This window comes from Duganella sp. S19_KUP01_CR8, assembly GCF_036688705.1.
GTDB lineage: Bacteria > Pseudomonadota > Gammaproteobacteria > Burkholderiales > Burkholderiaceae_D > Rugamonas.
Genome location: NZ_JAQQPR010000005.1, coordinates 1 through 26,592 on the forward strand (window position 1 = coordinate 1; position 26,592 = coordinate 26,592).

The 26,592-nt window shown below is 63.7% G+C and carries 21 protein-coding genes; 13 read left to right on the plus strand and 8 right to left on the minus strand.

The features are described from left to right. Positions 1 to 70: 70 nt before the first annotated feature. A complete protein-coding gene (locus V6M89_RS06305) occupies positions 71 to 538 on the minus strand; it encodes a cyanophycin metabolism-associated DUF1854 family protein (protein WP_332852407.1) in 468 nt (155 codons plus the stop codon). A gap of 12 nt (positions 539 to 550) precedes the next feature. Beyond that, positions 551 to 2,824, minus strand: a complete 2,274-nt coding sequence (locus tag V6M89_RS06310; RefSeq protein WP_332852408.1) for a cyanophycin metabolism-associated ABC transporter — start codon at positions 2,822 to 2,824, stop codon at positions 551 to 553. Between the two features lie 261 nt (positions 2,825 to 3,085). On the opposite strand from V6M89_RS06310, the gene V6M89_RS06315 reads away from it, so the two are divergent. The 4 genes from V6M89_RS06315 (at position 3,086) to V6M89_RS06330 (ending at position 10,703) form a co-directional block, all read left to right on the plus strand. Further along, the gene (locus V6M89_RS06315; protein ID WP_332852409.1) at positions 3,086 to 5,251 is read left to right on the plus strand and encodes a cyanophycin synthetase; all 2,166 of its coding nucleotides are present in this window, start codon (positions 3,086 to 3,088) and stop codon (positions 5,249 to 5,251) included. Positions 5,252 to 5,278: 27 nt separating this feature from the next. Next, positions 5,279 to 7,849 carry a cyanophycin synthetase gene (gene cphA, locus V6M89_RS06320; RefSeq protein WP_332852410.1) on the plus strand — a complete coding sequence of 857 codons (2,571 nt, stop codon included), beginning with the start codon at positions 5,279 to 5,281 and terminating at the stop codon, positions 7,847 to 7,849. Positions 7,850 to 8,050: 201 nt separating this feature from the next. Next, entirely contained in the window at positions 8,051 to 9,514 is a 1,464-nt protein-coding gene (locus V6M89_RS06325) for a catalase (RefSeq protein ID WP_332852411.1), read from the plus strand. A 118-nt stretch (positions 9,515 to 9,632) separates the two neighbouring features. Beyond that, on the plus strand, positions 9,633 to 10,703 hold the full coding sequence (locus V6M89_RS06330; protein WP_332852612.1) for a patatin-like phospholipase family protein: 1,071 nt from the start codon (positions 9,633 to 9,635) through the stop codon (positions 10,701 to 10,703). A gap of 1 nt (position 10,704) precedes the next feature. Here the strand turns inward: V6M89_RS06330 and V6M89_RS06335 are convergent, their stop codons facing one another. Continuing rightward, positions 10,705 to 11,586, minus strand: coding sequence for a LysR substrate-binding domain-containing protein (locus V6M89_RS06335; protein ID WP_332852412.1), 882 nt, complete (start codon positions 11,584 to 11,586; stop codon positions 10,705 to 10,707). A gap of 87 nt (positions 11,587 to 11,673) precedes the next feature. Here V6M89_RS06335 and V6M89_RS06340 point away from each other — a divergent pair, with 87 nt between their 5' ends. Genes V6M89_RS06340 through V6M89_RS06355 form a run of 4 tightly spaced genes read left to right on the plus strand, consistent with a single transcriptional unit; the run spans position 11,674 to position 15,124 of the window. Further along, positions 11,674 to 13,167, plus strand: coding sequence for an acetyl-CoA hydrolase/transferase family protein (locus V6M89_RS06340; RefSeq protein ID WP_332852413.1), 1,494 nt, complete (start codon positions 11,674 to 11,676; stop codon positions 13,165 to 13,167). Between the two features lie 32 nt (positions 13,168 to 13,199). After that, on the plus strand, positions 13,200 to 14,324 hold the full coding sequence (locus tag V6M89_RS06345; RefSeq protein WP_332852414.1) for a M14 family metallopeptidase: 1,125 nt from the start codon (positions 13,200 to 13,202) through the stop codon (positions 14,322 to 14,324). A gap of 1 nt (position 14,325) precedes the next feature. Beyond that, on the plus strand, positions 14,326 to 14,790 hold the full coding sequence (locus V6M89_RS06350; RefSeq protein ID WP_332852415.1) for a CYTH domain-containing protein: 465 nt from the start codon (positions 14,326 to 14,328) through the stop codon (positions 14,788 to 14,790). Positions 14,791 to 14,818: 28 nt separating this feature from the next. Next, the gene (locus V6M89_RS06355) at positions 14,819 to 15,124 is read left to right on the plus strand and encodes a hypothetical protein (RefSeq protein ID WP_332852416.1); all 306 of its coding nucleotides are present in this window, start codon (positions 14,819 to 14,821) and stop codon (positions 15,122 to 15,124) included. Between the two features lie 25 nt (positions 15,125 to 15,149). Here V6M89_RS06355 and V6M89_RS06360 read toward each other — a convergent pair whose 3' ends face one another. The 5 genes from V6M89_RS06360 to V6M89_RS06380 form a co-directional block, all read right to left on the minus strand. After that, positions 15,150 to 16,418 carry a DUF2863 family protein gene (locus V6M89_RS06360; RefSeq protein WP_332852417.1) on the minus strand — a complete coding sequence of 423 codons (1,269 nt, stop codon included), beginning with the start codon at positions 16,416 to 16,418 and terminating at the stop codon, positions 15,150 to 15,152. 175 nt (positions 16,419 to 16,593) lie between these two features. Continuing rightward, positions 16,594 to 19,302, minus strand: a complete 2,709-nt coding sequence (gene acnA / locus V6M89_RS06365) for an aconitate hydratase AcnA (RefSeq protein ID WP_116987880.1) — start codon at positions 19,300 to 19,302, stop codon at positions 16,594 to 16,596. A gap of 104 nt (positions 19,303 to 19,406) precedes the next feature. Beyond that, positions 19,407 to 19,913, minus strand: a complete 507-nt coding sequence (locus V6M89_RS06370; RefSeq protein WP_332852613.1) for a hypothetical protein — start codon at positions 19,911 to 19,913, stop codon at positions 19,407 to 19,409. Then, positions 19,913 to 20,917, minus strand: coding sequence for an HpcH/HpaI aldolase/citrate lyase family protein (locus V6M89_RS06375; protein ID WP_332852418.1), 1,005 nt, complete (start codon positions 20,915 to 20,917; stop codon positions 19,913 to 19,915). Before V6M89_RS06375 ends, V6M89_RS06370 begins: the two co-directional genes overlap by 1 nt. A 102-nt stretch (positions 20,918 to 21,019) precedes the next feature. Further along, positions 21,020 to 22,012 (minus strand): malate dehydrogenase, encoded by a 993-nt coding sequence (locus V6M89_RS06380; protein ID WP_116987882.1) that lies wholly within the window; start codon positions 22,010 to 22,012, stop codon positions 21,020 to 21,022. Between the two features lie 246 nt (positions 22,013 to 22,258). Here V6M89_RS06380 and V6M89_RS06385 point away from each other — a divergent pair, with 246 nt between their 5' ends. The 5 genes from V6M89_RS06385 (at position 22,259) to V6M89_RS06405 (ending at position 26,588) form a co-directional block, all read left to right on the plus strand. Further along, on the plus strand, positions 22,259 to 23,068 hold the full coding sequence (locus V6M89_RS06385; RefSeq protein ID WP_116987883.1) for a GntR family transcriptional regulator: 810 nt from the start codon (positions 22,259 to 22,261) through the stop codon (positions 23,066 to 23,068). Between the two features lie 228 nt (positions 23,069 to 23,296). Further along, positions 23,297 to 23,719, plus strand: a complete 423-nt coding sequence (gene sdhC, locus V6M89_RS06390) for a succinate dehydrogenase, cytochrome b556 subunit (protein WP_332852419.1) — start codon at positions 23,297 to 23,299, stop codon at positions 23,717 to 23,719. A 1-nt stretch (position 23,720) separates the two neighbouring features. Then, positions 23,721 to 24,086, plus strand: coding sequence for a succinate dehydrogenase, hydrophobic membrane anchor protein (gene sdhD / locus V6M89_RS06395; RefSeq protein ID WP_332852420.1), 366 nt, complete (start codon positions 23,721 to 23,723; stop codon positions 24,084 to 24,086). 2 nt (positions 24,087 to 24,088) lie between these two features. Continuing rightward, entirely contained in the window at positions 24,089 to 25,867 is a 1,779-nt protein-coding gene (sdhA, locus tag V6M89_RS06400) for a succinate dehydrogenase flavoprotein subunit (protein ID WP_332852421.1), read from the plus strand. Between the two features lie 10 nt (positions 25,868 to 25,877). Then, positions 25,878 to 26,588, plus strand: coding sequence for a succinate dehydrogenase iron-sulfur subunit (locus V6M89_RS06405; RefSeq protein WP_090314620.1), 711 nt, complete (start codon positions 25,878 to 25,880; stop codon positions 26,586 to 26,588). The last annotated feature ends 4 nt before the right edge of the window (positions 26,589 to 26,592 follow it).

The window sequence follows — 26,592 nt, forward strand, 5'->3', positions numbered from 1 at the left end:
CCATTAGAGCATGAGTTCGGCTAATCAGCCGAGCTCATGCTCTAATGGCGGACCTGACCCCGGATTACGCTTACAGGAAGCGGTCGAGGATTTTCTTGCTGTGTTTATCCAGATCGCGCACGTCGCGGATCAGGTAGTGGATGCCGTGGATGTCGGAGATCAAGAGCGTGTCCACCGTCAGGCGGCGGATGTCTTCCTCGCCGCGCAGCACGAACTCGGTGTCGCCGCGATCGGTCGCCACCGACCATGTGCACGGCGTGGCGAAGCTGGTCACGCTGTTGATGCGCGCGATCTCCGGCATGAACTCGCGTCCCTCCAGCTCCTCGCGCACCAGCTGGCCCACGGCCGCCGGCAAGTCCTCGATGCGGTCGATCCAGCCCACTTCCTTGCCGTCGGTGCTCACCAGCGCGATGCCGTCGTCCGGCGCCTGCACCGGGAAGGCGCGCACCGGCGCCACGCTCTCGTGCACTTCGCCCTCGGCCGTGGTCAACACCAGGCGGCCGAAGGGATTGCGTGTCAAATCAAATTTCGTCGTCATATTCTTGTTCTCTTATTCTTTGCTGCCGCTGTCGTCGAGATCCGTGTCGACGTTGCGGGCCTGCGCCTGATACAGGCGGAAGTAGGCGCCTTCGCGCGCCATCAGGTCGTCGTGCGGACCTTCTTCCACCACCACGCCGCGGTCCAGCACCACCAGCCGGTCCGCCTTCTGCAAGGTCGACAGGCGGTGCGCGATGGCGATCGTGGTGCGGCCTTGCACCAGGTTTTCCAGCGCGCGCTGGATTTCTTTTTCGGTCTCGGAGTCGACCGAGGACGTGGCCTCGTCGAGGATCAGGATCTTCGGATCGATCAGCAGCGCGCGCGCGATCGAGATGCGCTGGCGCTCGCCGCCGGACAAGCCCTGTCCGCGCTCGCCCACCATCGAATCGTAACCCTGCGGCAGGCGCAGGATGAATTCGTGCGCGTGCGCGGCGCGCGCGGCGGCGATGATCTCGGCGCGCGTCGCTTCCGGCTTGCCGTAGGCCAGGTTCTCGGCGATGGTGCCGAAGAACAGGAACGGCTCCTGCAGCACCAGGCCGATGTTGCGGCGATAGTCCGACACCGCGAACGAGCGGATGTCCACGCCGTCCAGCATGATCGCGCCTTCCGACACGTCGTAGAAGCGGCAGATCAGGTTGACCAGCGTCGATTTGCCGGAGCCCGAATGGCCCACCAGGCCGATCATCTCGCCGGCCTTGATGTCGAGCGAAATGCCGCGGTTGACGGCGCGGTTACCGTAGCGGAAGCCCACTTCGCGCAAGGTGATGTTGCCATCGACCTTGGCCAGCTTGACCGGATTGGTGGGTTCGGGCACCGACGACACGTGGTCGAGAATGTCGAAGATGCGCTTGGCGGCCGACGCCGATTTCTGCGTCACCGAGACGATGCGGCTCATCGAATCCAGGCGGCCGTAGAAGCGGCTGGAGTAGGCGATGAAGGCCGACAGCACGCCAACCGTGATATGGCCCTTGGACACCTGGTAGATGCCGAACACCCAGATCACCAGCAGGCCCAGCTCCGTCAGGAAGGACACGGTCGGCGAGAACAGCGACCAGATTTTATTGAGCTTGTCGTTGACCGCCAGATTGTGCTTGTTGGCGGTGCGGAAGCGCGACGCTTCGCGCGACTCCTGCGCGAACGCCTTCACCACGCGGATACCGGGGATGGTGTCGGCCAGCACGTTGGTCACTTCGCCCCACACGCGGTCGATCTTTTCGAAGCCGGTGCGCAGGCGGTCGCGCACCACGTGGATCAGCCACGCGATGAACGGCAGCGGCAGCAGCGTGAACAGCGCCAGCCACGGGTCGATCGAGAACAGGATCACGCCGGTCATGATGATCATCAGGCAGTCCGACGCGAAGTCCAGCAAGTGCAGCGACAGGAACACGCAGATGCGGTCACTCTCGCTGCCGATGCGCGACATCAAATCGCCGGTGCGCTTGCCGCCGAAGTATTCCAGCGACAGCCGCAGCAGGTGGTCATACGTCTCGGTGCGCAGGTCGGCGCCGATGCGCTCCGACACCAGCGCCAGCACATAGGTCTTGCCCCAGCCCAGCACCCACGCCAGCACCGCCGACGCCACCAGGCCCGACATGTACAGCGCCACCAGCGAGGCATCGACCGGCTGCCCGTTCTGGTAGGGGATCAGCACCTTGTCCATCAGCGGGATGGTCAGGTAGGGCGGGATCATGTGCGCGCCGGTCGACAGCAGCATCAGCGCGAAGCCGAAGCCCAGCGGCAGCTTGTACGGCTTGGCGAAACGCCACAGGCGGAACAGCGTCCAGGTCGACGGCGGCGTGTAGACCACCTTGGTGCAGATCGGGCACTCTTCCTGTTCCGGCTCCAGCGGCGCCTTGCAGCTCGGGCAGACGTTTTTTTCCTCGCGCGCCACCGGCGTGCCGGTCGCATGGCTGTCGCGGTGCGCGGCGAATTGCTCGACCAGGCGGATCGCATGCAGGTTCTGGCCCAGCGTGAAGCGCCAGGCGCCCAGGCGGCCGCCGTCGTCGATCAGCTCCAGGTGGCCGACGCCCGCGTGGTCGTGGTGTTTGAGCGCCAAATCCTTAGCGAAAGGCCAACGTTGCCAGTCGCTGCGGCCCGGCGCGCGCGCCAGCACGCCGCGTTCGGTGACGAGAATTATCCCCTTGGCGAAACGAAGTTGTTCATCCAAGTCAACCTCCAGGGCACTTACAACGTTTTCCCCTTGGGAAAGTTGTGCCTGTATCTCGGAACGCCAGCGTTCAGGAAGCTCGCTCTGGCTGGAGTTGGAGGAAAGTTGTTCTGTTGTCATCGTGCAGCGTACTCCGGTGGCGAAAAGGTGGAACAAAGGTGGAACTAGTCGAAGTTGCGACTGATATAAGTGCTTTATTTACGGTATTCTGTCATTGGTTACATCCTTGACAGAAATCAAGAATAACCAGTGTTTTGTTGGCGGCAAGTATAACGCACGCGCAGGTTGGACCAAATGCAATTTGGCCGCCGGCGGTGGTACAGAGGTTAAAATACGGCGCGGGCTGGCCACGGCTGATAACAAAGATACAAGAATAGAAACATGACCAAGAAGAAAGACATAGAAGTTCTCCGCGTAACCCATTTGCGCGGACCCAACATCTGGACCTATCGCCCGGTGATCGAGGCGTGGCTGGACATTGGCGAACTGGAGAAATTTCCCTCGAATTTGTTGCCTGGCTTGTATGAGCGCCTGACCGCGATCCTGCCGGGGCTGATCGTTCACCGCTGCGGCGTGGGCGAGCACGGCGGCTTCCTCGAGCGCCTGCGCGACGGCACCTATGCCGGCCACATCCTCGAACACGTGGTGCTGGAACTGCAAAACCTGGCCGGCATGAAGACCGGCTTCGGCAAGACGCGCCAGATCGGCGACGGCACCGGCCTGTACAAGATGGCCTTCCGCACCCGCCAGGAGCAGGTGGGGCGCGCCGCGCTGGCCGCCGGCTGCGAGCTGCTGATGGCGATGATCGAAGACAAGCCTTACGACCTGGCCGCCACCATTATCGACCTGACCGACCTGGTCGAGTCGGTCTGCCTGGGACCGAGCACCGCCAACATCGTCGACGCCGCCACCGTGCGCAAGATCCCATCGATCCGCCTGACCGACGGCAACCTGGTGCAGCTGGGCCACGGCGCCATGCAGCGCCGCATCTGGACCGCCGAGACCGAGGAAACCAGCGCCATCGCCGAAGGCATCGCCAGCGACAAGGACTTGACCAAGTCGCTGCTGGCCTCCTGCGGCGTGCCGGTGCCCGAAGGCGAGCTGGTCACCAGCGCCGAAGCGGCCTGGGAAGCGGCGCAGGACATCGGCGTGCCGGTGGTGGTCAAGCCGTACGACGGCAACCACGGCCGCGGCGTCTCGCTCAACCTGATGACCGAAGCCGACGTCACCGCCGCCTACGCGCTGGCCGCGCGCAAGGGCGACAGCAAGAGCGTGATCGTCGAGCGCTTCATCGCCGGCAACGAACACCGCCTGCTGGTGGTGGGCAAGCGCCTGATCGCGGCGGCCGCCGGCGAATCGCTGTGGGTCACCGGCGACGGCAAATCGAACATCATCGAGCTGGTCGACGACCAGATCAACACCGATCCGCGCCGCGGCACCACCGAGGATTCGCCGCTGAACGCGCTGGCGCCCGAGCACGGCGCCGAGATCATCCTGGAGCTGGAGCGCCAGGGCATGACCGCCTATTCGGTGCCGCAGGACGGCCAGAAAGTGCTGATCCAGCCGAACGGCAACGTCGCCTTCGACGTCACCGACCAGGTGCACCCGCAAGTGGCCGCGATGGCCACGCTGGCCGCGCGCGTGGTCGGCCTGGACATCGCCGGCATCGACGTGGTGGCCGCCGACATCTCGCGCCCGCTGCATGAAACGGGCGGCGCCATCATCGAAGTCAACGCCAGTCCGGGCCTGCTGGCCCACCTGAAGCCGGCCAGCGGCGAGCCGCGCAACGTCGGCGAAGCCATCGTCGACCATCTGTTCGCGCCGGAGCAGGGCGGCCGCATGCCGATCGTCGGCATCACCGGCAAGCACGGCACCACCATGGCCTCGCGCCTGATCGCCTGGCTGCTGCAAATCAGCGGCAAGAAGGTCGGCCTGGCCTGCGCCGACGGCTTGTTCGTCAACGGCCGCCTGCTGCCGCGCGACGGCTTCAGCGACTGGGAAACCGGCGAGCGGCTGCTGCTGAATAAAAACGTCGAAGCCGGCGTGTTCGAAGCCAGCGCCCGCATGATCCTGACCGAAGGCCTGGCCTACGACAAGTGCGCGGTCGGCGTGGTCACCGACGTCAGCGATTTCGAAGACGTGGCCGAGTTCCATATCCCTAGCCTCGACAAGCTGTACGGCGTGCTGCGCACCCAGGTCGACGTCATCCTGCCGAGCGGCGTGGCGGTGCTCAACGCCGCCGACGCGCAAGTGGTCGACATGGCCGAGCTGTGCGACGGCGAAGTGATCTTCTACGGCGTCGACGAACACCTGGCCGCCATCGCCGAACACCGCCAGGACGGCAAGCGCGTGGTGTTCCAACGCGCCGAGCGCATCGTGCTGGCGCAAGGCTACGACGATGCCGCCAGCCTGCCGCTGTCGCCGCTGGTGCCGCCGGAAGCCGTGCTGGCCGCGATCGCCGCCGGCTGGGCGCTGGGCCTGTCGCCGGAGCTGATCGGCGCCGGCCTGCGCACGTTTGATGCGAACCCAAAGCGAACTCATCACTGATACATCACTGAAAGAACAAGCAGATTTATGGAAGTCATCCGCACCCGCGCCCTTCGCGGCCCGAATCTTTGGAGCCACCACACGGCGGTGGAAGTGATCGTATCGTGCCCGCCCGAGGAGCAGTCGATCGCCACGCTGCCCGGCTTCGAGCAGCGCCTGCACGCGCGCTTTCCCGCCATCGGCGCCCTGCAAACCACCGGCCACACCGACGCCGTGCCGCTGGCGCGCGTGCTGGAAGTAGCGGCACTGAGCCTGCAAGCGCAGGCCGGCTGCCCGGTCACCTTCAGCCGCACCACGGCCACGCTGGAAGACGGTATTTACCAGACCGTGGTCGAGTACACCGAAGAAGCGGTCGGCCGCCTGGCGATGACCCTGGCGCACAACCTGATCAACGCGGCCCTGGCCGACACCCCGTTCGACCTGACCGGCGCGCTGAACGAATTGCGCGACCTCGATGAAGACGTGCGCCTGGGCCCTAGCACCGGCGCCATCGTCAGCGCCGCCGTCGCGCGCGACATCCCGATCCGCCGCCTGACCGAAGGCAGCATGGTGATGTTCGGCTGGGGCTCGCGCCAGCGCCGCATCCAGGCCGCCGAGATGGACAGCACCAGCGCCATCGGCGAATCGATCGCGCAGGACAAGGAACTGACCAAGAAACTGCTGCACGCGGCCGGCGTGCCGGTGCCTATCGGCCGCTCGGTCGAAGACGCGGAAGACGCCTGGGCGGCCGCGCTGGAAATCGGCCTGCCGGTGGTGGTCAAGCCGAAGGACGGCAACCAGGGCAAGGGCGTCACGGTCAACGTGATGTCGAAGGAGCACCTGGAAAAAGCCTTCCACACGGCCAAGGAATTCCGCGACGACATCATGGTCGAGCGCTACCTGCCGGGCCACGATTATCGCCTGCTCGTCATCGGCAACAAGCTGGTGGCGGCGGCGCGCCGCGATCCGCCGCAAGTGGTGGGCGACGGCGTGCACACCGTGCGTGAACTGGTCAACATCGTCAATGCCGACCCGCGCCGCGGCAGCGGCCATTCGACCTCGCTGACCAAGATCCGCTTCGACGACATCGCCCTGGCGCGCCTGGCGCTGCAAGACCTGGAAGCCGATTCGATTCCCGGCAAGGGCCAGCGCGTCATCCTGCGCAACAACGCCAACCTGTCGACCGGCGGCACCGCCACCGACGTCACCGACGACGTGCACCCTGAAGTGGCGGCGCGCGCGGTGGAAGCGGCGCAGATGATCGGCCTCGATATCTGCGGCGTCGACGTGGTCTGCGACGGCGTGCTGCAACCGATCGAGAACCAGCGCGGCGGCGTGGTCGAAGTCAACGCCGCTCCCGGCCTGCGCATGCACATCGCGCCGTCGTTCGGCAAGGGCCGCGCGGTGGGCGAGGCTATCGTCAACACCATGTTCGCGCCGGGCGAGAACGGCCGCATTCCGGTGGTCGCCGTCACCGGCACCAACGGCAAGACCACCACCGTGCGCCTGATCGCCCACCTGCTGACCGCCAGCGGCTTGCGCACCGGCATGACCAACACCGACGGCGTCTACATCGAAGGCCGCCAGACCGATAGCGGCGATTGCAGCGGTCCGCGCAGCGCCCGCAACGTGCTGCTGCACCCGGACGTCGACGCGGCGGTATTCGAAACCGCGCGCGGCGGCGTGCTGCGCGAAGGCCTGGCCTTCGACCGCTGCCAGGTTGCCGTCGTCACCAACATCGGCAGCGGCGACCACCTCGGCCTGAACTACATCACCACGGTGGAAGACCTGGCCGTGCTGAAGCGCGTGATCGTGCAGAACGTCTCCGAGAGCGGCTTCGCCGTGCTGAACGCGATCGATCCTATCGTCGCCGGCATGGCGGCCAACTGCCGTGGCAAGGTGATCTTCTTCGGCGCCGAACGTGGCCATCCGGTGATCGCCACCCACCTGGCGCAAGGCAGCCGCACCGTGTACGTGGAAGACGGCCATGTGGTCGCCGCCGAAGGCAAGAACCTGCAGCGCATCGCGCTGTCGGAAGTGCCGATCACCCGCAACGGCGCCATCGGCTTCCAGGTGGAGAACGTGATGGCGTCGGTCGCCGCCGCGTGGGGCGTGGGCATCAGCTGGGACGCGATCCGCCTCGGCCTGAAAACCTTCGCCAACGATTCCGACAACGCGCCCGGTCGCTTCAACGTGTTCGACTACAAGGGCGCGACGCTGATCGCCGACTACGGCCACAATCCGGACGCCATCCTGGCGCTGGTGCAGGCGGTGGAAACCATGCCGGCCAAGCGCCGCTCGGTGGTCATCAGCGGCGCGGGCGACCGCCGCGACCAGGACATCACGCAGCAGACGCAGATCCTTGGCCGCGCCTTCGACGACGTGATCCTGTACGAAGACGCCTGCCAACGCGGCCGCGTCGACGGCGAAGTGGTGGGCCTGTTGCGTTCGGGCCTGAACGGCGCGCCGCGCACCACCCACATCCAGGAGATCTACGGCGAGTTCCTCGCCATCGACACCGCCCTGGGCCGCCTGAAGGAGGGCGACCTGTGCCTGATCCTGGTCGACCAGGTCGAGGACGCGCTGGCCCACATCGCCAAGCGCATCAGCGAAGCGTAAAACCCGGGGTCAGGTCCCCCATTAGAGCATGAGCTCGGCTTTGCTAGCCGAGCTCATGCTCTAATGGGGGACCTGACCCCGGGTTTTTTTACGCCTGCTATCATTGTCAATGACTATCGATTCCATAAATATATATAGATTTTATTTATGACGTTGTGTGGGTAGAATGATTTCACTATCAAACAACGAGGAGTCATAGCAATGAGCCAGCCACCTATCACCACCGCCTCCGGCATCCCGGTCGCCGACAACCAGAACTCCGCCAGCGCCGGCCCGCGTGGCCCGCTGCTGCTGCAAGACTTCCACCTGATCGAAAAGCTGCAGCACTTCAACCGCGAGCGCATCCCTGAGCGCGTGGTGCACGCCAAGGGTTCTGGCGCCTACGGCAGCTTCACCGTCACCCACGACATCACCAAATACACCAAGGCCAGGCTGTTCTCCGAGATCGGCAAGAAGACCGACACCTTCGTGCGCTTCTCCACCGTCGGCGGCGAGAAGGGCAGCGCCGACACCGAACGCGATCCACGCGGCTTCGCCATGCGCTTCTACACCGAGGAAGGCAACTGGGACCTGGTCGGCAACAACACGCCGATGTTCTTCATCAAGGACGGCATCAAGTTCCCCGACTTCATCCACACGCAGAAACGCGACCCGCAGACCAACCTGAAGTCGCCGACCATGATGTTCGACTTCTGGAGCAAGACGCCGGAAAGCCTGCACCAGGTGACGATGCTGTTCTCCGACCGCGGCACGCCGGACGGCTACCGCCACATGGACGGTTTCGGCAGCCACACCTTCAGCCTGATCAACGCCGCCGGTGAGCGGGTCTACGTCAAATGGCACTTGAAGACCAGGCAGGGCATCAAGAACCTGCCGGCCGCCGAAGCCACCCGCATCGCCGGCACCGATCCGGACTACGCGCAGCGCGACCTGTTCGGCGCCATCGCCGCCGGCGACTTTCCGCAGTGGGACGTCAAGCTGCAAGTGGCGACCGAGGCCGAACTGGCCGCATGGGAAGCGCGCACCGGCTGGAATCCGTTCGACCTGACCAAGGTCTGGCCGCACAAGGACTTCCCGCTGATCCCGGTCGGCGTGTTCGAGTTGAACCGCAACCCGCTGAACTACCACGCGGAAGTGGAGCAGGCCGCGCTGTCGCCTTCGAACGTGGTGCCCGGCCTGGGCTACTCGCCGGACAAGATGCTGCAAGCGCGCCTGTTCGCCTACCACGACGCCCAGCTGTACCGGGTCGGCACCAACCATCAGCACCTGCCGGTGAACGCGCCGCGCTGCCCCTTCCACAACCAGCAGCGCGACGGCGCGATGGCGATCGCCAACGGCGGCGCCGAGCAGAACTACGCGGCCACCGAAGCGGGCGGCAGCCAGCCGCAAGGCCTGGGCCACGGCGAACCGGCGCTGGCGCTGCAAGGCGGCGCGGCCCGCTACGACGGTCGCGGCAAGGAGGACGATTACACCCAGGCCGGTAATCTGTTCCGCCTGATGCCGGCGCAGGAGCAGCAGAACCTGTTCGACAACATCGCCGGCCCCTTGAGCCAGGTCAGCGCCGAGATCATCGCCCGCCAGCTGGCCCACTTCGACCAGGCCGACCCGGCCTACGGCGCCGGCGTGCGCGCCGCGCTGGCGGCCAAGGGTGTCGTGGTGGCTTAAAGGAAGACTGCGGGCCGCGCTGAATTGCACTACAATCGGATGGTGCAGTGCAGCGTAGTCCGCATCCTTCCGGAGGTCACACTTGAATCGCAAACCCGCCCCACTGTCGTCGCCTTCAATGCCGGGGCAAGTCGTACTGGCGCTGCAAGGTGGCGGCGCGTTGGGCGCCTACCAGGTGGGCGTCTACCAGGCCATGCACGAAGCCGGCGTCGAGCCGGACTGGGTGATCGGCACTTCCATCGGCGCCATCAACGGCGCCATCATCGCCGGCAACGAGCCGCGCTACCGCATGGACCGGCTGCGCCAGTTCTGGCACCGCATGGAGCAGAACGCGCTGGGCTTCTCCGTCATGCCGCGCGCGCTGGCCAACGCGGTGACGATGGGGCAGGGCATACCGGCCTTCTTCGAACCCAATCTCGGCTCATGGTGGAATCCCGACGCCAGGGTCGGCGTCGAACACGCCTCCTACTATCAAACCGCGCCGCTGCGCACCACGCTCGACACGCTGGTCGATTTCGATCTCCTCAACGATGGCGACACCCGCTTCACGGTCGGCGCGGTCAATGCGCGCTCCGGCGGCATGCGCTATTTCGACAGCCGCAAGGACACGCTGGGCGCCTCGCACGTGATGGCTTCCGGCGCGCTGCCGCCGGCCTTTCCGGCCGTGCGCATCGACGGCCAGCCCTACTGGGACGGCGGCATCTATTCCAACACGCCGATCGAGGCGGTGCTCGACGACGAGCCGCGCCGCAGCTCGGTGATCTTCTCGGTGCAGGTGTGGAACCCGGACGGCGGCGAGCCGCAAAGCATGTTGCAGGTGCTGGACAAGTACAAGGAGATCCAGTACGCCAGCCGCGCCAGCAATATCGAGCAGCAGCGCAAGCTGCACCGGCTGCGCCACGTGATCCGCCAGTTGACGCTGCACCTGTCGGACGAAGCGGCGATGTCGCCCGAAGTGCGCGAGCTGGCCTCGTGGGGCTGCGGCACCACCATGCACGTGGTGTCGCTGAAGGCGCCGCGCATCGGCAACGAGGACCACACCAAGGACATCGACTTCAGCGCCGCCGGCATCCGCGCCCGCTGGCTGGCCGGCTATGAAGACACCCAGCGCATGATCGCGCTGCGGCCTTGGGACCGCGAGATCGATCCCATCGAGGGCATCGCCATCCACGAGCTGCCGCCGCCCTAGGCTAGGCGGGCAGTACGTCCCGGCACACGTCCAGCCACGCGCGCGCCGCGTGCGACAGGTAGGGGCCGCGCCACATATGCGCCGCCTGCCACTGCAACTCCGGTTCCACCAGCCGTACCGCGTCCAGATGGCCGATCGCCAGTCGGTGGATGAACGGTTCCGGCAGCAGCGCCACGCCCATGCCGGCCGAGGCCATCGCCACCAGCCAGTCCCATTGACCGCTTTGCGCGGCGATTTGCGGCGCGAAGCCGGCCGCGCTGAAGGCGTGGCGCAGGCTGCGGGTCAGCGCGAAATCATCCTTCAGCAGCACCAGCGGCATGCCGGCCAGCGCCTTCAACTTGAGCGTGGTGCGGTGCTTTTGAAACGTGCCGCGTGCGGCCAGCGCCCAGATCGGATAGCTGGCGATGGGTGCCGTCTGCAGGTCCAGCTGCGGATCGGCCGGCAGCACCGTCATGCCGATCTCCAGTTCTCCGCTCGCCACCTGGCGCTCCAGCACCTGGCCGGCATCCTCCCTCAGCGTCAGCGCGACGTCGGGGTGGCGCTGGCGGAAGGCCTTGAGCACGGGCGTGAACAGCAGGTTGATCATCGGCGGTATGCCGATCGTCAGCTGGCCGCGCTGGGCGGCCTGGGTGTCGCGCACTTCCGCCGTCAGCTGGGCCATGGTGGCCAGCATCTGCTCGCCGCGCGCATAGACCACGCTGCCGGTGTCGGTCAGCGTCAGCTTGCGGCCGTCGCGTATCAGCAGTTGGGCGCCGACCTCCTGCTCCAGCTGCCGCACCATCTTGCTGATGGTCGATTGGGTGACGTGCAGCGACTCGGCCGCCTGGGTGAAGCTGTTCAGGCGGACCGTTTCGACGAAGTAGCGCAGCGATCGCAAGTCCATGACTAAAACGACTGGAAAGTGGGAATTTAAGTCATACAGCGACTGATCTTCGAATTCTATACTGAATCAAAGAATGAGGAGATCGCCATGTATGAAGACCGTATCCGCCACCCGGCGCTGATGGAAAAAGTGATGAGCGCCGCGCAGGCGGCCAGCTTGTTCAAGAGCGGCATGACCGTCGGCATGAGCGGCTTCACCCGCGCCGGCGACGCCAAGGCGCTGCCGCTGGCGCTGGTGGAGCGCGCCCGCGGCGAGCCGCTGAACCTGACGCTGCTGACGGGCGCCTCGCTGGGCAACGACAGCGACGGCCTGATGGCCAACGCCGGCGTGGTCGCGCGCCGCATGCCGTTCCAGGCCGACGCCGCGCTGCGCCGCAAGATCAACGCCGGCGAGGTGATGTTCATCGACCAGCACCTGTCGGAGACGGCGGAGCAGCTGCGCTCCGGCGACCTGAAAGCGGTCGACATCGCTGTCATTGAAGCGGTGGCGATCACGCCGGATGGTGGCATCGTACCCACCATGTCGGTCGGGAACTCGGCCAACTTCGCCCAGCAGGCGGGCATGGTGATCGTCGAGATCAACCTGAGCGCGCCGCTGGCGCTGGAGGGTTTTCATGACATCTACATCCCGGGCGCGCGGCCGCGCCGGGGCGCGATCCCTCTGCTGGCGCCGTGGCAGCGCATGGGCTGGACTTCGATCCCGGTGCATCCCGACCGCATCGCCGCCATCGTCATCACCGACAGCCCGGACAGCCCCTCCAACGCGCTGCCGGGGGATGCCGAGACCGACGCCATCGCGCGCCACGTGGTCGCCTTCCTGGAAGGCGAGGTGCAGGCCGGCCGCATGGGGCCGGAGCTGCGGCCGCTGCAGGCGGGGATAGGCACCATCGCCAACGCGGTGCTGCATGGCCTGATCGATTCGCCGTTCCGCCACATGACCATGTATTCGGAGGTGCTGCAGGACAGCGCGATCGAGCTGCTCGACTCGGGCCAGCTGGATATGGCGTCGGCGTCGTCGATCACGCTGTCGGCGGCGATGCATGAAAAATTCATCCTCAACATGGAACAGTACCGCGAGCGCATCGTGCTGCGGCCGCAGGAGATCAGCAACCATCCCGAGGTGGTGCGGAGGCTGGGCCTCATCGCGCTGAACACGGCGCTGGAGTTCGACATCTACGGCAACGTCAATTCCACCCATGTCGGCGGCACCCATATGATGAACGGCATCGGCGGCTCGGGCGACTTTGCCCGCAACGCCCAGATATCGATGTTCGTCAGTAAATCGGTGGCCAAGGACGGCGCCATTTCCAGCGTGGTGCCGTTTGCCGCCCACGTCGACCACACCGAGCATGACGTCGACGTGCTGGTGACGGAGTGGGGTCTGGCCGACCTGCGCGGCCTGGCGCCGCGCGAACGGGCGCCGCTGATCATCGAACACTGCGCCCACCCCGACTATCGCCCGCAACTGCGCGCCTACCTCGCCGAGGCGCTGAAGCGCGGCGGCCAGACGCCGCACGTGCTGGAGCAGGCCTTGTCCTGGCATAGCCGCTATCAGCGGGAAGGGAGCATGCTGGTAAAATAGCGTCATCGGTATTCACTTCATATTGGATCGACATGACTATCAAAATCAGCCAAAACTTTGACTCCGGCGCCATCGAGGTGCTGCGCGCGGACAGCGCGGCGGAGATCGAACTGAATCTGCGCAAGGACTCGCACGCCGACATCCACCAGTGGTTCCACTTCCGCCTGCAGGGCGCGCGCGGCCAGCAGGTGCGCATGCGCTTCCTGAATGCCGGCCAGGCCACCTACGCCAAGGGTTACGAGGACTACCAGGCCGTGGCCAGCTACGACACCGAAAACTGGTTCCGCGTGCCGACCGCCTTCGACGGCGAGATCATGACCATCAAGCACACGCCGGAAACCGACAGCGTGTACTACGCCTACTTCGAGCCGTATTCGTTCGAGCGCCACCTGCGCCTGCTGGGCGAAGTGGCCGAGCATCCGCTGGCCCGCGTGCACGACCTGGGCAACACCATCGACGGCCGCGACATGAACCTGGTCGTCATCGGCAAGCCGGAAGCGGAAAAGAAAATCTGGGTCATCGCGCGCCAGCATCCTGGCGAATCGATGGCCGAGTGGTTTGTCGAAGGCCTGATCGATTCGCTGCTGGACGACGCCAACCCGATCGCCCGCAAGCTGCTGCAGCGCTGCGTGTTCTACATCGTGCCGAACATGAACCCGGACGGCTCGGTGCGCGGCAACCTGCGCACCAACGCCTCGGGCGCCAACCTGAATCGCGAGTGGATGACGCCATCCGTCGAGCGCAGCCCGGAAGTGCTGTACGTGAAGCAGAAGATGCACGAAACCGGCATCGACATGTTCTTCGACATCCACGGCGACGAGGCGCTGCCGTACAACTTCGTGGCCGGTAACGAGATGCTGGAGAACTTCAGCGAAGAGCGCCGCGTCAAGCAGCAGGACTTCATCGACCGTTACAAGAACGCCAGCCCGGACTTCCAGGATAAATACGGCTACGCCGCCAGCAAGTACAAGGAAGACATGCTGACCCTGGCGTCCAAGTACGTCGGCCACCACTTCGGCTGCCTGGCGCTGACGCTGGAGATGCCGTTCAAGGACAACGCCGACCTGCCGGATCCGCACGTGGGCTGGAACGGCGCCCGCAGCGCGGCGCTGGGCGCGTCCATCCTGCAACCTATCCTGCTGTCGCTGGACGCCTGAGATGGGCGTTGAAATCGAGCGCAAGTTCCTGTTGCGCGGCGATGCGTGGAAGAGCCTTGGCGAGCCGGTGTTTTTTCGCCAGGGCTATCTGTCGTCGCACAAGGAGCGCGTGGTGCGGGTGCGCATCGAGGGCGATCGGGCGGTGATGACGATCAAGGGCCGCAACGTTGGCGCCACGCGCGGCGAGTGGGAGTATCCGATTCCGATGGCCGACGCGGTCGAGCTGCTGGACCGCTTGTGCGAGCAGCCGCTGATCGAGAAGTACCGCCGCCGCATAGACTACGCCGGCAACGTGTGGGAAGTCGACGAGTTCCTCGGCGCGAACGCCGGACTGGTGGTTGCCGAGATCGAACTGAGCTCGGAAGACCAGGCGTTCGACAAGCCGGAATGGGTGGGCGACGAAGTCACCGCTGACCTGCGCTACCTCAACTCCAGCTTGATAAAACACCCGTATTCGGCTTGGTAGCTCGGTGGATTTGTACTAAGCTGATTGGATGGAGAACGAGCGATTTGCCGCGCTTGAGGCGCACTACAATGCCATCCTGCCGACGCTAGCGACGAAGGCGGACATTGAGGCTTTGCGTGCTGAAATGCACAAGATGTCGGCTGAGGGCTACCGCTGGATGGTGGCCTCGATGGTCGGCATGTTTATTGGTTTCGGCGGCCTGTATTTTGCGGCCAACAGGACGCTGGATGAACGGCCGGTTCCAGTGCAAGCTCAGCCGCAGCCTCAACCTCAGCAGCCCATCATCATCTATTTGCCTCAGCCAGTGCCGGCGCCAGCCGCGCCACAAAAATAAAAAGCCCCGTGAGGGGCTTTTGTCATCAGTGGAAGTGCTCGGTGCCGGTGGGTGTATCCTCGGGCATTTCCGCGTGCGCCAGTTCGCCGACCGGGTCGGCAAACAGCGGCGCGCCGCAGTCGTCGCAGAACTCGGCCACGAAACGCTCGCCGTGCTTCTTGATCTGCGTAACGCCGGCCTCGTTCAGGTGGCTGACGATCTCCTCCACCGGCGTGATCGGCTGCTGCACCACGCCGCCCGGGCCGCCTTGCAGCGGGCCTTCCGGCGGCGTGCCTTCCTCATCTTCCTGTCCGTACAGCGGCCACACCACGCCGTAGATCACGTCCGGCGACGAACGCTGCGTGAACGCCACGCGGTATTCGTCGATCTGGCCGTCGGCGTTTTCCTCGCCGAAGCCGGCGATCACCGCGCGCAGTTCGGACGGCTCGATCGCCAGCGTATGCGTCAGGTAGTGCACGGCGGCGCGGATCGATACCGGACGGATCAACTTGTCCGCCTCGCGGCAGGCCATGTAGTAAGCCTCCGGCAGCAGCAGCTCGACGCCGCAACCCGGCAGCAAACGGTTGATGGTCGGCGTCACCTGCGCGCGCCACTGTTCCAGCGCGGTGGTGCGTTCGGTGACGAAGTTGGCCTGGTTGGCCGGCATCTGCCAACGGAACAGCGGGCCGCCCGCCGGCGCCACCACGGCCACCAGCAGGTAGCGGGTGTCGGCCAGGAAGGGCGCCGTCTCCGGCACCTTGGTGTCGGCCTTCAGCACCGTGCCCTTGAGCGCGGCCTGGGCCAGCTTGTGCACCTTGGCATAGGTCTCGACGTGGCTGCGCGGCAGCTGGTCGATCGAGAACAGCGTCGGCGACATCGCCATGTGCGTACCGTCGGCCAGCAGGTGGGCCGAGAAGTGCGCCGACAGCGTGGTCAGGATATCGGCCGGGATCGCGCCCGAAGCGATGGCGAAGCGGGTCCACGCCAGGATGGGCGCGGCCACCAGCAGCACGTCGTACTGCTTGGCGACGCCGTCGGTTTCGACGGTGATGCTGCTCGATTCGCTGACCGCTTCCACGCCATCCATCAACACGTCGTACGCGTTCAGGTCTTCCTTGAACAGGCTGTTCAAGGTCGAATCGATGGTTTCCTGGTGGCCGGTCTTGAGGAGTTTGTGGAGCTGCGCATCGAGGCTGTGTTCCCAGGAGCGCTCTTCGATACGGCTGGCCGCCTGCCCAACTGCGAGGGCATAGGTGACGAGGCGCTGGCTCTCGGCAGACAACTTATGGGATGAATCTTTGTTTGGACGACGCATAGCGCAATAAGAGTCTCATAAAAGTGGATAAAGCGGATCAGTCATGCAGATGATAACCCTTATGAACCGTATTGTAGTTGATTCGGCAAACGTGCATAAAAAAACGCCCTGTGGCCATGAGGCGGCCTTGGCCGCCTCAGCACACAGGGCGTTCTTCTGTGAAACAACTAACTTTTTACGCGGCCAGCAGCTGGCGCAGCACGAACGGCAGGATGCCGCCATGCTTGTAGTAGTCGACTTCGATCGGGGTGTCGATGCGCAGCAGCACTTTCACTTCCTGTGCCGGCTTGCCTTCGCGATGGATGACCAGGGTAGCCAGTTGTTGTGGCTTGATCTCGCCTTCCAGGCCCTTCAGGTCGTAGACTTCCTTGCCGGTGATGCCCAGCGACTCAACGCTGTCGTTGCCGATGAATTGCAGCGGCAACACGCCCATGCCGACCAGGTTCGAGCGGTGGATACGTTCGAACGAACGCACGATCACAGCCTTCACGCCCAGCAGCTGGGTGCCCTTGGCTGCCCAGTCGCGCGACGAGCCGGTGCCGTACTCTTCGCCGCCGAACACCATGGTTGGCGTGCCTTCGGCAACATACTTCATCGCTGCGTCGTAGATCGACAGCTGTTCGCCGGTAGGCTGGTGAATGGTGATGCCGCCTTCAACCGCCGAACCGTCCGCCTTGGCAGGAATCATGCGGTTCTTGATACGCACGTTGGCGAAGGTGCCGCGCATCATGATCTCGTGGTTGCCGCGACGCGAGCCGTAGGAGTTGAAGTCGGCCTTCATCACGCCGTTGGCCAGCAGCCATTTGCCCGCTGGGCCGTCTTCCTTGATGGAGCCGGCAGGGGAGATGTGGTCGGTGGTGATCGAATCGCCGAACACGCCCAGTGCGCGCGCGCCGGTGATGCCGGTGGCGGCCGCTTTCGGGGTCATCTCGAAGCCGTCGAAGAACGGTGGCTCGGCGATGTAGGTCGATGCCGGCCAGTTGTAGACATTGCCTTCGGTCGACGACACGTGTTCCCACAGCTTGCCTGGGTTGCCCTTGACGTCGGCGTAGTTCGACTTGAACACTTTCGAGTTCATCGCGAACTTCATCAGCTTGGCGATCTCTTTCGAGGTCGGCCAGATGTCGCCCAGGTACACGTCCTTGCCGTCCTTGCCCTTGCCAACTGGCTGGGTCATCAGGTCGACGGTCATGTTGCCGGCGATGGCGTAGGCCACGACCAGCGGTGGCGATGCCAGGAAGTTCGAACGGATGTTCGGGTGGATCCGCGCTTCGAAGTTGCGGTTACCGGACAGCACGGCCGAAGCGACGATGTCGTTGCTGCTGATGGCGGCGTTCAGTTCCGGGGTCAGGTCGCCGGCGTTGCCGATGCAGGTGGTGCAACCGTAGGCGGTCACGCCGAAGCCCAGTTGCTCCAGGTATGGCAGCAGGCCGGCGGCGGTCAGGTACTCGGTGACGACGCGCGAGCCGGGAGCCAGCGAGGTCTTGATGTGCGGAGCGACGGTCAGGCCGGCTTCGACGGCTTTCTTCGCCAGCAGGCCGGCGGCCAGCAGCACGCTCGGGTTCGAGGTGTTGGTGCACGAGGTGATCGCAGCGATCAGCACGTCGCCGTTTTTCACGTTCACGCCGTTGGTGGTGGTGTAGGTCTTGTTCAGGTCGTCGGCTTTTTTGTTGAAGCCGTTGTCGGTGGTCGGTTTCGAGAACAGTTCGGTGAAGTTGTTCTTCACGTTGCCGATTTCGATACGATCCTGTGGACGCTTAGGACCGGCCAGCGAAGGAGTAACGCTGGTCAGGTTCAGTTCCACCACGCGGGTGTAGTCGATGTCGCCGGCTTTCGGTACGCCGTACAGGCCCTGGGCCTTGAAGTAGGCGGCGAATGCAGCGATTTCGTCCTTGGTGCGGCCGGTGCCTTCGAAGTATTCGATGGTGGCGTCGTCAACCGGGAAGAAGCCCATGGTCGCGCCGTATTCAGGCGCCATGTTGGCGATGGTGGCGCGGTCGGTCAGCGACAGCGTCTCGGTGCCTTCGCCGAAGAACTCGACGAACTTGCCGACGACTTTTTCCTTGCGCAGCAGTTCGGTGATGGTCAGTACCAGATCGGTTGCGGTGCAGCCTTCGCGCAGGATGCCGGTCAGGTTCACGCCGATCACGTCCGGGGTCAGGAAGTAGACTGGCTGGCCCAGCATGCCGGCTTCCGCCTCGATGCCGCCCACGCCCCAGCCGACCACGCCGATGCCGTTGATCATGGTGGTGTGCGAGTCGGTGCCGACCAGGGTGTCCGGGTAGTACACGCCGTCAGTGGTCTTGTGCACGCCGCGCGCCAGGTATTCCAGGTTGACCTGGTGGACGATGCCGAAGCCGGGAGGCACGACGCCGAAGGTGTCGAAGGCTTGCATGCCCCATTTCATGAACTGGTAGCGCTCGTTGTTGCGCGAGAATTCCAGCTTCATGTTCAGGTCCAGCGCGCCCTTTTCGCGGAAGTGATCGATGGTGACCGAGTGGTCGACCACCAGGTCGACCGGGACCAGTGGTTCGATTTTCTTGGCGTTGATGCCCATCTTGTAGGCGACGTTGCGCATCGCGGCCAGGTCGGCCAGCAGTGGCACGCCGGTGAAGTCCTGCAGCACCACGCGGGCGACGACGAATGGAATCTCGTCGGTACGGTCGGCGGTCGCGCCCCAGTTGGCCAGCTGCTTGACGTGTTCTTCGGTGACTTTTTTGCCGTCGCAGTTACGCAGCACGGATTCCAGCACAACACGGATCGATACCGGCAGGCGGGAGATTTTGGCGCCCAGGCTCTTTTCCAGGGCTGGCAGGGAGTAGAACTTGCCCTTTTTGCCGGAAATGTTGAAATCCTTAAGCGTGTTCAGAGTGTTGCGGGACATGACCTCTCCTTCGTGGGTATCGTCTATTATTGAAGTTAAAACCGTGGTGCTGGCGCCCGTGCCGGCGCGCCCCTTTGGAACTTGAAACTGTGTTTGAAACTCGATTACTGAATCGTGATCTTGGTGCTGCTCGGCTCCGCCGCGGTCGGCGCTACCGGCTTCAGTTGCTCGGCGTTGCGGCACTCATTGGCCAGCTGGCGGTTCTGCTTGGAGTCCAGCAGCATGCCCTTGGCCGGAATGCCGATCCAGATCAGGCCGTACAATTTGTTTTCAAAGCGCTGTGCGCCGGTGGTGGTGCCCACGCGCGTCAGGCGGTGCAGGCGCTTCTTCCAGCGCAGCGCGATGTGCGCTTCGTCGTTGGTGTTGGCGTAGATGGTGATCTTGTTGCCCAGTTCGCAGTCGAAGTCGGTCACTGCCGAATCGGTGACGGCCGGTTCGTCGGCATCCTCGTCCGGCGTCTTGGTGTCGGCCGGCGTGGCGGCGGCTTTGCTTTTGCCAGCCTTCTTGACGGCTTTCTTGGCTGGCGCGGTGGTCTGCGCTTGCGCGCCGGCGGCCAGGGTTATGGAGGCCAGCGCGAAGCTGCAAGCGATGAGTAGTTTGGAGAGGGACATCATGGTGTTTCCAGTGTGGGGTCGGTGGGGCTGCCGTTGATCAGCGTGGCGGCGGACTCGGGCAAGCTCAGCCCGGCCAGCTTGGCGCGCTGTAAAACGGTCCAATAGTATCTGTAGCTTGCACGGTCATGCAAGCGCCCGTTTTGGGAAATTGGCCCCCATTGCTTCGCCTCTGCTTCAAGCAGGATGGCGGCCGCCTCGCTGACCTCGGACAGGCGCGGCGTGAAGGTCTTGATAATAGGTTTGATCTGGTTCGGGTGGATGCTCCACATGCGCGTGTAGCCGAATTCGGCGGCGGCGCGCTGGGCATCGTTGGCGGCGACCGCCGTGTCCTTGATCTCGGTGGTCACGTTATGCGACGGCACCTTGCCGTGCGCGTGGCAGGCGGCGGCGATCTCCAGCTTGGCGCGCACCACCAGCGGGTGCGTGAACTGGCCCGGCGTGCGCATCGCGTTGGCGGGGATCGCGCCGTAGTGCGAGGAGACGAAATCCATGATGCCGAACGACAGGCACTGCACCTGGGGCAGGGCGGCGATGTCGTAGGCTTCGCGCAGCGCGCCGTGGGTTTCGATCAGCACGTGCACCGGCAGGTCCTTGCGGCCGGCCTTGGCGGCGTGGGTGTTGATCAGCTTGATGGCGGCGGCGACTTCCTTGGCGCCGTGCACCTTGGGCAGCACCACGTAGGCCAGGCGCTGGGCGGCGGCGCAGATGATCTCGACGTCCTGGGCGAAGAACGGGCTGGCGACATCGTGCACGCGGGCGCCGATGCGGTTGAATTTGTTCTCGTCCGACAGCAGCAGCTCCGCCACCAGGCGGGCGTGGGCTTCCTCGTTGCCGGCGCTGGCGCCGTCTTCGCAATCGAGGGTGATGTCGAACAGGGGGCCAAGCTCTTGTTGCAGGGCGATCGATTTACGCATCAGCTTTTCGGAGCCGGCGTAGTGGTCGCAGGCCGGCAGCAGCAGCGGCTGGCGATTGCCCTGGAATAAAACCTCGGATGGGTGCATGCGGGAATCTTGAGTGGATACAGACACCGCGCTGCTCTCGGCAGCGCGGCGGGTGCGGCGGATCGGTGGTTTAACCGGTTCCACTTGCGGTGATGTCAGAACTTAGGCTGGCAGCAGGTGCTTGACGCCTTCGCGCTCTTCGGTCAGTTCTTTCAGCGTCAGGTTGATGCGCTCTTGCGAGAACGCGTCGATTTCCAGGCCCTGGACGATTTTGTATTCGCCGTTTTCGGTGGTCACTGGGAAGCCGAACATGGTGCCTTCAGGGATGCCGTACGAACCATCCGAAGGAACGCCCATGGTGGTCCACTTGCCGCCGGTGCCAACGTGCCAGTCGTGCATGTGGTCGATCGCTGCGTTGGCTGCCGATGCTGCCGACGACAGGCCGCGTGCTTCGATGATGGCGGCGCCGCGCTTGCCGACGGTCGGCAGGAAGGTGTTGGCGTTCCATTCCTGGTCGTTGATCAGGTCCTTGACGTTCTTGCCGTTCACGGTAGCGAAACGGTAGTCGGCGTACATGGTCGGCGAGTGGTTGCCCCATACGCACAGCTGTTCGATGTCCTTGACGGCGGTGCCGGTCTTGGCAGCCACTTGCGACAGCGCGCGGTTGTGGTCCAGGCGCAGCATGGCGGTGAAGTTCTTGGCCGGCAGCGAAGGCGCCGATTTCATGGCGATGTAGGCGTTGGTGTTGGCTGGGTTGCCGACCACCAGTACTTTAACGTTGCGCGATGCGACGGCATCCAGCGCCTTGCCTTGTACGGTGAAGATCTGGGCATTCGCTTCCAGCAGGTCTTTGCGTTCCATGCCTGGGCCGCGTGGACGGGCGCCAACCAGCACGGCGTGGTCGACATCCTTGAAGGCGGTCATCGGGTCGGAGTGGGCGGTCATCCCGGCCAGCAGCGGGAAGGCGCAGTCGTCGATTTCCATCATGACGCCTTTGAGCGCTTTCTGGGCTTTCTCGTCGGCGATTTCCAGCAATTGCAGAATGACTGGTTGGTCCTTGCCCAGCATGTCGCCGTTGGCGATGCGGAACAGCAGAGCGTAACCGATTTGACCGGCGGCGCCGGTGACAGCAACACGCATTGGGGTTTTAGCCATGATGAATCTCCAAAGTGGGAATTAAAACGTTCTCGAAGCAGGACCGGTGCCGGTCCGGGAAATCGTAATCATACTGCAAATTGAGCGCTTAGAATGGTTGCCGAAGCGTTAGCTAAAGCGTCTCGCCGGGGAGTGTAGGCCTGTGGATGGCATCTGTCAATCCTATCTTATGTCTTATATAAGACAGATAAGTTATTGCTTGTTTTTGCTGGACGGCACCGGGCATTTGTGGTGAAATCTTGGTCTATGAATTCAGTCCCGCCCAATCCGAACAGCAATTCCACTGCCGTCAGCACCGGCGGGGCTGCCGGACCGTCTGCGGGCTCCGCGGCCGCGCCGTCGCCGACTTTCTCCCCACTGTACCAGCAAATCAAGGCGCTGATCACGCAAAGCCTGCAATCGGGCGAGTGGAAGCCGGGTGAGTTGATCCCCAGCGAAGTGGAGCTGGCCAACCGCTTCAAAGTCAGCCAGGGCACGGTGCGCAAGGCGATCGACGAACTGGCGGCGGAAAACCTGGTGATGCGCAAGCAGGGCAAGGGCACCTTCGTGTCCACCCACCATGAGGCGCGCGCCCATTTCCGCTTCCTGCGCCTGATGCCCGACGAGGGCGTGCCGCACTACCCGGAAAGCAAATTCATCGAAGTCAAGCGCATGCGCGCGCCCGCCGACGTGGCGCGCCTGCTGGACCTGAAGTCCGGCGATGCCGTCATCTTCATCAAGCGCGTGCAATCCTTTGACAGCCTGCCGACCATCGTCGAGGAGCTGTGGTTGCCGGGCATGACCTTCAAGGGACTGACCGCCGAGCGCCTGGTTGAATACAAGGGGCCGATGTACGGCCTGTTCGAGTCCGAATTCGGCACCCGCATGATACGCGCGACGGAAAAGATCCGCGCCGTCTGCGCCGGCGCCGAAGATGCCCAATTGCTGCATATTCCCGTCAATACGCCCTTGCTGGCGTCCGAGCGTGTGTCGTTCACATATGGCGACAAGGCGGTGGAATTGCGCCGTGGCTTGTACTCCACGGAGCGCCATCACTATCACAATGAATTGAATTAAGGAGACCCTGAAGCACCGGAAAAGCCGCTTCAGGCAGCGAAAACAGGGCGCCGTCACACCCCGGTAGCATTGTTGCGCTGATAATACGTTGAGCTACGGAAAGTAGCCGCCGCATAGTGTTGCCAAACACTATTTTAGTTATATGTAACAATAGATATTGGTTATGAGTGCGAAAATCGGCGAAAATCGCAGTCTCGATATTTTTGTTTAAGCTTAGGAGGTCTTGTTATGTCAGAAGCCGTAAGGGAAACCCCAAAAAAAGAACGGCCGGAGTTCCGTAACATTCATGTTACCGAATTGTCCAACTACCGCATGCCTTTGGCGAGTATTGTCTCCATCCTGCACCGCATCAGCGGCTTCATGATGTTTGGCTTGCTGCCTTTCGTGCTTTATCTGCTGGAGCAGAGCTTGCGCTCCGAGATCTCCTTCGCCTACTACCAGGGGATTGTTTCCTACCCGCTGGTCAAACTGATCATCCTCGCCTTGGTCTGGGCGTATATGCATCACTTCTGCGCTGGCGTACGCCACCTGGTGATGGATGCCCACATCGGCCTGGACAAGGATTCCGCCCGCAAATCGTCCGTCGGCGTGCTGGTCGTCAGCGTGACGCTGACCGTAGTCGTCGCCCTCAAACTGTTTGGAGTTTTCTGAGATGGCAAATAACAATGTTGGACCTAAACGCCTGGTAGTCGGCGCCGGCTACGGCATGCGCGACTGGCTGGCACAACGCGTGACCGCCATCATGATGGTGCTGTACACCGCCATCCTGCTGATTTCCTTCCTGACCGGCCAGAACTTCACCTATGAAGGCTGGGCTGGCCTGTTCGCCCAGCAGTGGTTCAAGCTGATCAGCGCAGTGACCCTGTTCGGCCTGTTCTTCCACGCCTGGATCGGCGTGCGCGACATCTGGATGGACTACGTCAAAGCCGTCGGCCTTCGCCTGACCCTGCAAATCGCCACCATCCTGTGGTTGGTCGCTTGTGCCGTTTGGTCGGTACAGATACTCTGGAGTGTGTAATCGTGGCAGCTATTAAATCTGCAATCCCTACCCGCCGCTTTGACGCGGTAATCGTCGGCGCCGGCGGCTCCGGCATGCGCGCATCCCTGCAACTGGCTGAGGCCGGTCTGAACGTGGCGGTGCTGTCGAAAGTCTTCCCAACCCGCTCGCACACCGTGGCGGCGCAGGGCGGCATCGGCGCATCGCTGGGCAATATGGCTGAAGACAACTGGTTCTGGCATATGTTCGACACCGTCAAGGGTGGCGACTACCTGGGCGACCAGGATGCGATCGAATTCATGTGCCGCGAAGCACCGAAGGTCGTCTACGAGCTGGAACACTTCGGCATGCCGTTCGACCGCAATCCGGACGGCACCATCTACCAGCGTCCGTTCGGCGGCCACACCGCCAACTTCGGCGAGAAAGCCGTGCAGCGCGCCTGCGCCGCGGCCGACCGTACCGGCCACGCGCTGCTGCACACGCTGTACCAGCGCAACGTCCGCGCCCGCACCCACTTCTTCGTTGAGTGGATGGCGATCGACATCATCCGCGACGCCGAAGGCGACGTGGTTGGCGTGGTGGCACTGGAAATGGAAACCGGCGAAACGATGATCCTGGAAGCGAAGACCACCATCTTCGCCACCGGCGGCGCAGGCCGCATCTTCGCCGCATCGACCAACGCCTTCATCAACACCGGCGACGGCATGGGCATGGCGGCACGCGCCGGCCTGCCGCTGCAGGACATGGAGTTCTGGCAGTTCCACCCGACCGGCGTGGCCGGCGCCGGCGTCCTCATCACCGAGGGTGTGCGCGGCGAGGGCGGTATCCTGATCAACTCCGAAGGCGAGCGCTTCATGGAGCGTTACGCTCCGACGCTGAAGGATCTGGCGCCGCGCGACTTCGTGTCGCGCTCGATGGACCAGGAGATCAAGGAAGGCCGCGGCTGCGGTCCGAACAAGGATCACGTCATGCTGGACCTGCGCCACATCGGCGCCGACACCATCGCCAAGCGCCTGCCGTCGATTCTGGAAATCGGCCACAAGTTCGCCAACGTCGATGCCACCAAGGAACCGATCCCGGTCGTACCAACCATCCACTACCAGATGGGCGGTATTCCAACCAACATCCACGGCCAGGTCGTCACGCCTAGCGCCGACGGTTCGCAGAAGGTCGTCAACGGCCTGTACGCGATCGGCGAATGCGCCTGCGTTTCGGTACACGGCGCCAACCGCCTGGGCACCAACTCGCTGCTGGACTTGCTGGTCTTCGGCCGCGCAGCCGGCAACCACGTGGTCGCCTCGAACCTGAAGCAGAAAGAGAACAAGCCTCTGCCGAAGGACGCCGCCGACTTCGCGTTGAGCCGCCTGAACAAGCTGGAAACCTCGACCGGCTCGGAAAAAGTGCAGGGCGTCGCCAACGACATCCGCGCCACGATGCAGAAGTACTGCGGCGTGTTCCGTACCGACGAAATGCTGACCCAGGGCGCCAAGGAAATCATGGTGCTGGACGAGCGTCGCAAGCATGTGTCGTTCAAGGACAAATCCATGGTGTTCAACACCGCGCGCGTCGAAGCGCTGGAACTGGACAACCTGATCGAAACCGCGAAAGCGACGATCACGTCGGCCGTGGCACGCAAGGAATCCCGTGGCGCCCACGCCCACAACGATTTCCCGAACCGCGACGACGACAACTGGATGAAGCACACCCTGTGGTATTCGGAAGGCAACCGACTGGAATACAAAGCGGTCGTTACCAAGCCATTGACGGTTGATACCTTCAAACCGAAACCACGTACTTTCTAAGGGCTAGAACATGGCACGCACTCTCAAACTGAAAATTTATCGTTACGATCCGGACCAGGACGCCAAGCCGTACATGCAGGACGTGACGGTGGAACTGAAAGACACCGACAAGATGCTGCTGGACGCACTGCAGCGCATCAAGTCCGACGTCGACGACTCGCTGGCCCTGCGCCGCTCGTGCCGCGAAGGCGTGTGCGGTTCGGACGCGATGAACATCAACGGTAAAAACGGCCTGGCCTGCACCACCAACCTGAACGAGCTGACCGAGCCTATCGTGCTGCGTCCGCTGCCAGGCTTGCCGGTGATCCGCGACCTGATCGTCGACATGACCCAGTTCTTCAAGCAGTACGATTCGATCAAGCCTTACCTGATCAACGATTCGATCCGTCCTGAAAAAGAACGCCTGCAATCCCCGACCGAGCGCGAAGAGCTCGACGGCCTGTACGAGTGCATCCTGTGCGCCTGCTGCTCGACGTCGTGCCCATCGTTCTGGTGGAATCCGGACAAGTTCGTCGGTCCTGCCGGCCTGCTGCAAGCCTACCGCTTCATCGCCGACTCGCGCGACGAAGCCACCGGCGCGCGCCTGGACAACCTGGAAGATCCGTACCGCCTGTTCCGCTGCCACTCGATCATGAACTGCGTCGACGTTTGCCCTAAGGGTTTGAACCCGAACAAGGCGATCGGCAAGATCAAGGAATTGATGGTCCGCCGCGCGATCTAAGCGG

Bases quoted from the DNA above. Each gene is read 5' to 3' on its own strand.
- V6M89_RS06305 (WP_332852407.1), bottom strand. From the start codon at position 538: ATGACGACGAAATTTGATTTGACACGCAATCCCTTCGGCCGCCTGGTG.
- V6M89_RS06310 (WP_332852408.1), bottom strand. From the start codon at position 2,824: ATGACAACAGAACAACTTTCCTCCAACTCCAGCCAGAGCGAGCTTCCT.
- V6M89_RS06315 (WP_332852409.1), top strand. From the start codon at position 3,086: ATGACCAAGAAGAAAGACATAGAAGTTCTCCGCGTAACCCATTTGCGC.
- cphA (WP_332852410.1), top strand. From the start codon at position 5,279: ATGGAAGTCATCCGCACCCGCGCCCTTCGCGGCCCGAATCTTTGGAGC.
- V6M89_RS06325 (WP_332852411.1), top strand. From the start codon at position 8,051: ATGAGCCAGCCACCTATCACCACCGCCTCCGGCATCCCGGTCGCCGAC.
- V6M89_RS06330 (WP_332852612.1), top strand. From the start codon at position 9,633: ATGCCGGGGCAAGTCGTACTGGCGCTGCAAGGTGGCGGCGCGTTGGGC.
- V6M89_RS06335 (WP_332852412.1), bottom strand. From the start codon at position 11,586: ATGGACTTGCGATCGCTGCGCTACTTCGTCGAAACGGTCCGCCTGAAC.
- V6M89_RS06340 (WP_332852413.1), top strand. From the start codon at position 11,674: ATGTATGAAGACCGTATCCGCCACCCGGCGCTGATGGAAAAAGTGATG.
- V6M89_RS06345 (WP_332852414.1), top strand. From the start codon at position 13,200: ATGACTATCAAAATCAGCCAAAACTTTGACTCCGGCGCCATCGAGGTG.
- V6M89_RS06350 (WP_332852415.1), top strand. From the start codon at position 14,326: ATGGGCGTTGAAATCGAGCGCAAGTTCCTGTTGCGCGGCGATGCGTGG.
- V6M89_RS06355 (WP_332852416.1), top strand. From the start codon at position 14,819: ATGGAGAACGAGCGATTTGCCGCGCTTGAGGCGCACTACAATGCCATC.
- V6M89_RS06360 (WP_332852417.1), bottom strand. From the start codon at position 16,418: ATGCGTCGTCCAAACAAAGATTCATCCCATAAGTTGTCTGCCGAGAGC.
- acnA (WP_116987880.1), bottom strand. From the start codon at position 19,302: ATGTCCCGCAACACTCTGAACACGCTTAAGGATTTCAACATTTCCGGC.
- V6M89_RS06370 (WP_332852613.1), bottom strand. From the start codon at position 19,913: ATGTCCCTCTCCAAACTACTCATCGCTTGCAGCTTCGCGCTGGCCTCC.
- V6M89_RS06375 (WP_332852418.1), bottom strand. From the start codon at position 20,917: ATGCACCCATCCGAGGTTTTATTCCAGGGCAATCGCCAGCCGCTGCTG.
- V6M89_RS06380 (WP_116987882.1), bottom strand. From the start codon at position 22,012: ATGGCTAAAACCCCAATGCGTGTTGCTGTCACCGGCGCCGCCGGTCAA.
- V6M89_RS06385 (WP_116987883.1), top strand. From the start codon at position 22,259: ATGAATTCAGTCCCGCCCAATCCGAACAGCAATTCCACTGCCGTCAGC.
- sdhC (WP_332852419.1), top strand. From the start codon at position 23,297: ATGTCAGAAGCCGTAAGGGAAACCCCAAAAAAAGAACGGCCGGAGTTC.
- sdhD (WP_332852420.1), top strand. From the start codon at position 23,721: ATGGCAAATAACAATGTTGGACCTAAACGCCTGGTAGTCGGCGCCGGC.
- V6M89_RS06405 (WP_090314620.1), top strand. From the start codon at position 25,878: ATGGCACGCACTCTCAAACTGAAAATTTATCGTTACGATCCGGACCAG.